The 6000-nt window shown below is 72.6% G+C and carries 6 protein-coding genes; 1 reads left to right on the top strand and 5 read right to left on the bottom strand.

Annotation, left to right across the window (positions count from 1 at the left end; translation table 11 throughout):
• A partial coding sequence (locus tag BU197_RS19330) for a CAP domain-containing protein (protein ID WP_188269512.1) occupies positions 1–354 on the top strand: 354 nt, incomplete at its 5' end.
• A 155-nt stretch (positions 355–509) separates the two neighbouring features.
• Here BU197_RS19330 and BU197_RS19325 read toward each other — a convergent pair.
• The 5 genes from BU197_RS19325 to BU197_RS19305 form a co-directional block, all read right to left on the bottom strand.
• Complete coding sequence (locus tag BU197_RS19325; RefSeq protein WP_188269511.1) at positions 510–803, bottom strand: hypothetical protein; 294 nt, start codon at positions 801–803, stop codon at positions 510–512.
• Positions 804–898: 95 nt separating this feature from the next.
• Entirely contained in the window at positions 899–3124 is a 2226-nt protein-coding gene (locus tag BU197_RS19320; RefSeq protein WP_188269510.1) for an NADP-dependent isocitrate dehydrogenase, read from the bottom strand.
• Positions 3125–3167: 43 nt separating this feature from the next.
• Complete coding sequence (locus BU197_RS19315; protein ID WP_188269509.1) at positions 3168–4244, bottom strand: phosphatase PAP2 family protein; 1077 nt, start codon at positions 4242–4244, stop codon at positions 3168–3170.
• A 277-nt stretch (positions 4245–4521) separates the two neighbouring features.
• Complete coding sequence (locus tag BU197_RS19310; protein ID WP_188269508.1) at positions 4522–5556, bottom strand: LacI family DNA-binding transcriptional regulator; 1035 nt, start codon at positions 5554–5556, stop codon at positions 4522–4524.
• Positions 5557–5670: 114 nt separating this feature from the next.
• A complete protein-coding gene (locus BU197_RS19305; protein ID WP_188269507.1) occupies positions 5671–6000 on the bottom strand; it encodes a putative quinol monooxygenase in 330 nt (109 codons plus the stop codon).

Below are 6000 nucleotides of genomic sequence, written 5' to 3'. Positions count from 1 at the left end.
GCGAACGCCGAGCGCGCGCGGGCCGGCTGCGGACCGCTGCGGACCGAGCGGCGGCTGCGGACGGCCGCCCAGGCGCACGCCGACGACATGGCGGCCCGGGGCTACTACCGGCACGACAGCCCGGAGGGCCGGGACGCGGGCGACCGGCTGCGCCGCGCCGGGTACACCTGGGCGGCGTGGGGGGAGAACATCCACCGGGGCCCGAGGAACGCGGTCCGGGCGATGAAGGACTGGATGAAGAGCCCCGGCCACCGGGCGAACATCCTCGACTGTTCCTTCAGGGAGATCGGCGTGGGTGTCACCCTCACCGCCAATGGTCCCTGGTGGGTGCAGAACTTCGGCGCCCGGCGCTGAACGGCCCGCTCAGGGCCCGGACGTCACCCGCGCCCGGCGCTGAACCCGCCCACCCTGGGCCTGTACGTCACCCGTGCCCGCCCCGGGCCCGTCGACCGCCCGCCCCCTCCGCCGCCGGGGAGGCGGCGGAGGGGGACACCCGGGCGGCGGACGTCTCACGCCGGTGGCACGACGGGCAGGCGCGGGACCGTGGCCCCGTTCCCTTCGCGTACGGCGGCCACGACGGCGTCGTGGAGATCGCGGCTCTCCTCCTCCGATTCGCAGGGGACGGGACTGCCCGACATGGTGAACCAGTCGGATGCGCCGCTGTACTGCACGGCCACGCGTGCTTCCCGCTCGGCCCAGGTCGTGTGCACGGTCAGATCGCCCGTGACGACTCCGCCCTCGTCGGTCAGCACCCCACCTCGCCCGGTGTAGACACCGGCGGTCGTCCAAGATGCCCAGCTCATCCATCCAGGTTCACACCCGAACGGCGGATCCGCCACCGACGGGGACCGCCCCGGCCGGAGGAGTCCGGCCGGGGCGGTACGGGGCGTGGCATCGGTCAGGCGAGGGACGCGACGGCCTCGTTGAACGTGGCCGACGGGCGCATCACGGCCGCGGCCTTGGCCGGGTCGGGCTGGTAGTAGCCGCCGATCTCGGCCGGGGAGCCCTGGACGGCGATCAGCTCGTCGACGATCTTCCGCTCGTTGGCCGCGAGGGTCTCGGCCAGCGGCGCGAAGGCCTTCGCGAGGTCCGCGTCCTCGGTCTGGGCGGCCAGCTCCTGGGCCCAGTACAGGGCCAGGTAGAAGTGGCTGCCGCGGTTGTCGATACCACCGAGGCGACGGGTCGGCGACTTGTCCTCGTTGAGGAAGGTGCCGGTGGCGCGGTCGAGGGTGTCGGCGAGGACCTGGGCGCGGGTGTTGCCCGTGGAGGTGGCCAGGTGCTCGAAGCTGGCGGCCAGGGCGAAGAACTCGCCGAGGCTGTCCCAGCGGAGGTAGTTCTCCTTGACGAGCTGCTGGACGTGCTTCGGGGCGGAGCCGCCGGCGCCGGTCTCGAAGAGGCCGCCGCCCGCCATCAGCGGGACGACCGACAGCATCTTGGCGCTGGTGCCCAGCTCCAGGATAGGGAAGAGGTCGGTCAGGTAGTCACGCAGGACGTTGCCGGTGACGGAGATGGTGTTCTCGCCGCGGCGGATGCGCTCCAGGGAGAACTTGGTGGCCTCGACCGGGGAAAGGATCTTGATGTCCAGGCCCTCGGTGTCGTGCTCGGGCAGGTACTGCTCGACCTTGGCGATCAGCTGGGCGTCGTGGGCGCGCTCGGCGTCCAGCCAGAAGACGGCCGGGTCGCCGGTGGCGCGGGCGCGGGTGACGGCGAGCTTGACCCAGTCCTGGATGGGCAGGTCCTTGGTCTGGCAGGCGCGGAAGATGTCGCCCTCGGCGACCTCCTGCTCCAGGACGACGTTGCCCTCGGAGTCGACCAGGCGGACGGTGCCGGCCTGCGCGATCTCGAAGGTCTTGTCGTGGGAGCCGTACTCCTCGGCCTTCTGCGCCATGAGGCCGACGTTCGGGACGGAGCCCATGGTCGACGGGTCGAAGGCGCCGTGGGCGCGGCAGTCCTCGATGACCGCCTGGTACACGCCGGAGTAGCTGTGGTCCGGCAGGACGGCGAGGGTGTCGGCCTCCTGGCCGTCCGGGCCCCACATGTGGCCGGAGGTGCGGATCATGGCCGGCATCGAGGCGTCGACGATGACGTCGGACGGCACGTGCAGGTTGGTGATGCCCTTGTCCGAGTCGACCATGGCGAGCGCCGGGCCGTCGGCCAGCTCGGCGTCGAAGGAGGCCTTGATCTCCTCGCCGAGGCCGTGCGGAAGGCTCTCCAGGCCCTTGTAGACGGTGCCGAGACCGTCGTTCGGGGAGAGACCGGCACCGGCGAGGACCTCGCCGTACTTGGCGAAGGTGGCCGGGAAGAAGGCGCGCACGACGTGGCCGAAGATGATCGGGTCGGAGACCTTCATCATGGTGGCCTTGAGGTGCACGGAGAAGAGGACGTCCTCGGCCTTGGCGCGGGCGACCTGCTCGCCGAGGAAGGTGCGCAGGGCGGCGGCGCGCATGACGGCGGCGTCGACGACCTCGCCGGCGATGACCTTCAGCGGCTCGCGCAGCTCACCGGTGGTGCCGTCGGCGGCGGTGAACTCGAAGCGGAGGGTGTCGTCCTTGGCGATGACGGCGGACTTCTCCGTGGCGGCGAAGTCGTTCTCGTCCATGGTGGCGACGTTGGTCTTGGACTCGGAGGTCCAGGCACCCATGCGGTGCGGGTGGGCCTTCGCGTAGTTCTTGACCGAGCCGGGCGCGCGGCGGTCGGAGTTGCCCTCGCGCAGGACCGGGTTGACGGCCGAGCCCTTGATCTTGTCGTAACGGGCGCGGACGTCCTTGTCCTGCTCCGTCTTCGGGTCGTCCGGGTAGTCCGGGAGGGCGTAGCCCTGCGCCTGGAGCTCGGCGACCGCGGCCTTGAGCTGCGGGATGGACGCCGAGACGTTCGGCAGCTTGATGATGTTGGCGCCGGGCGTCTTGGCCAGGGCGCCGAGCTCGGAGAGGGCGTCGGCGATGCGCTGGCCCTCCTCCAGGAACTCGGGGAAGACGGCGATGATACGGCCCGCGAGGGAGATGTCCCGCGTCTCGACCGTGACGCCGGCCTGCGAGGCATACGCCTGGACCACGGGCAGGAACGAGTACGTCGCCAGGGCAGGCGCCTCGTCAGTGTGGGTGTAGATGATGGTCGAGTCAGTCACCAGGTGCTCCGCTCCACGTCTGCGTATGCGAGATTGCTCGACATCAAGATATCTCGTGATCGAGGTCCTCGGTAAAGGGGCCCACGAGGTCTTCGTCCGCAGGGGCTCCCGCGGCCTCCACGAAGGGTCCGCCGAGCCGGTACGAGGCCGGGGGCCCCTCGATGTCGACCCGGCGCAGCAGGGCGAGCGGGAGCAGGCCCGCGATGGCGGTCACGGCGGCGGCGAGGGCCTGTCCGGCCCGGTGGGCGAGGCGCAGTTCGGCCGGGTCGTAGGGGGCGGTGGCGGGCAGGTCGAGGGTGCCGCCGAGGAGCCAGAGGCCGGTGCCGAGTCCGGCGAGGGCGATCAGGGCGAGCGGCACGGTCACCGGCAGGCCCGGCAGGGCGGCTCCTCTGCGGGGTCCGGGGCGCACGAGGCCCTTGCGGGCGCGGACCGCGAGGAGGCCGCAGAAGACGGCGAGGACGACGAGGGCGGCGGCGATGGCGTCGCCGGGCCGGTGGCTTCCGGTCGCGAGGGTGTACGCGCCGACGGCGACGGCCCAGAGGGTCGCGGCGCCCGTGGCGAGGGTCCGCAGCCGGTAGGGGACGACGAGGATCAGGCCGAGGGCGATGCCGAGGGCGAGGGTGGTCTGGGCGCTGGGGAAGCCGCTGGGGAGGAGGGCTCCGCCGGGGTCGAGGAGGCGGGGGCGGGGGGCGTACCGCTGGAGCAGTCCGGTGACGGCGAGGGCGGCGGCGATCCCGGCGGCGGCGAGTCCGGTGAGGGCGTAGCGCCTGCGTATCAGGCCGACGGCGAGGAGGAGCACCGCGCCGAGGACCAGGGAGAGGGGGGTGAGTCCGGCGAGCGAGGGGTGTTCGCGGAGCAGGGCGGCGGCGGTGGCGTCGGCGCGCCGTCCGGTGACGGCGGCGTCGCCCCAGCGGCGGCCGGTGGCGGTGAGGACGAGCCCCGCGTAGACGACGGCGAGGAGGAGGACGGCGCCGAGGCAGGCGTGCCGGGTACGGGCGTGGACCCGGGCGCTGAACGATCCCGCGGCCTCGCCCGCCACGGCGGCGTACCACCAGGTGTCGCCGGACTTCGACGGCTTCGGGGGGCCGCCGCCCGCGCGGGCCCTGTCGTAGGAAGTCATGCCCCGATTCGAACCCATGCGCGGCAGCGGCGCCCGCTGGACTGACCCGAACGACACGCCGGGGCGGGGCGGTCTTTTTTTTCGGCTCGGGGGCCGTTCATCGGGGCCGTTCAGGAGGGGCTCGATCACGGGTCCGCCGGGAGGTGGCGCCGATCACGGGACGCCGGGAGGGAGCACGGGGCACGGATCCGCCGGCCGGAGGGAAGCGCGGATCACGGGTCCGTCAGGAGGAGGCCCGGATCACGAGTTCCGTCGGGAGGCAAGGTTCACGGGTCCGTCAGGAAGAGGCCCGGATCACGAGTTCCGTCGGGAGCATCCGGCGGGGCTGCTCGTCCGGTTCGCTGGGGGTGGCGATCTCCTGGAGCAGCATCCGGGCCATCGTGCGGCCCATCTCCTCGATGGGCTGACGCACACTGGTCAGCGGCGGATCCATCAGCCGCGCCACCGGCGAATCGTCCACCCCCACCAGAGCCACATCCTCCGGCACCCGCCGCCCCGCCTCCCGCAGCACCCCGCGCGCCCCCGCCGCCATCACGTCCGAAGCCGCGAACACCGCATCCAAGTCCGGCCGCCGGACCAGCAGTTGACGCATCGCACGACGACCTCCCTCCTCGGTGAAGTCACCCACCGCGACCAACGCCTCGTCGGCCGGGAGACCGGCCTCGGCGAGGCCCTCGCGGTAGCCGTCGAGACGGCAGCGGGCCACGTACATGTCGAGGGGTCCGGTGAGGGTGGCGATGTTCCGGCGGCCACGGGCCGCGAGGTGGGCGACGGCGGCGCGTCCGGCTCCGGTGTTGTCGGAGTCGACGAAGGCGACGCGCTCGTCCTCGGTGCGGCGCCCGTTGAGGACGGCGGGCAGCCCGAGGGCGCGGACCTGGTCGGGCAGCGGGTCCTGGCCGTGCACGGAGACGAGGAGGACGCCGTCGACGCGCTGGGCGGCGAGGTACTGCTCGAAGCGCTGCCGCTCCTGCTCGCTGCGGATCAGCGTAAGCAGCAACTGCTTGTCCGCGTCGGCGAGTTCACTGCTGACACCCCGGATGATGTCGAGGAAGTACGGCTCGGCGAACAGGCGCGCCTCGGTCTCGGGGATGACGAGCGCCACGGCGTCGGTACGGCTTCCGGCCAGCGCGCGGGCGGCGCGGTTGGGGACGTAGCCCAGTTCGGCGACGGCTCGTTCGACGGCCGCCTTGGCCTGTTCGCTCACCCGGGGGGAGCCGTTGATGACCCGGGAGACGGTGCCTCGGCCGACTCCGGCTCTGACCGCGACCTCCTCCAGGGTGGGCCTGCCGGTCTGCCGTCCGCTCGCCGCCATGTGCCGCTCCTCCCCTCGGGCCACAGCCCCGCCTGATGTGCGTGCGAACCTATCAGGCGGGGCGGCGGACGGCCGGGGAACGGCGGGCGGCCCGGGGCCGCCGGAGGGGAGGACTCAGCCCTCGGTCGGGGCGAGTTCGGCCATGGCGCCCCAGCCCTGCTGCGGGACCTCGACGTTGATGATCTCGGGGGTGGTGGCGATGGCGCCGGCCATCGCTTCGAGACCGGCCTTGAAGTGGTCGGAGGCGACGTGGACGGCGCCCGCGTCGGCGTCGGCGAAGGCCTCAAGGAGGACGAACGTGTTCGGGTCGTCGACGCTGCGGGACCAGTCGAAGAAGAGGTTGCCGGGCTCCTCGCGGGTGGCGCGGGTGAAGTCGGCGACCCGGTCGAGCCAGGTGTCGGCGAGTTCGGGACGGGCGGTGAAACGAACGGCGATGAAGATCAT

Origin of the sequence: Streptomyces sp. CBMA291 (assembly GCF_014596525.1) — a bacterium.
In the GTDB taxonomy this organism is placed as follows: domain Bacteria; phylum Actinomycetota; class Actinomycetes; order Streptomycetales; family Streptomycetaceae; genus Streptomyces.
Note: the sequence above shows the minus strand (reverse complement) of the source record. Positions and strands in the feature narration are given on the sequence as shown.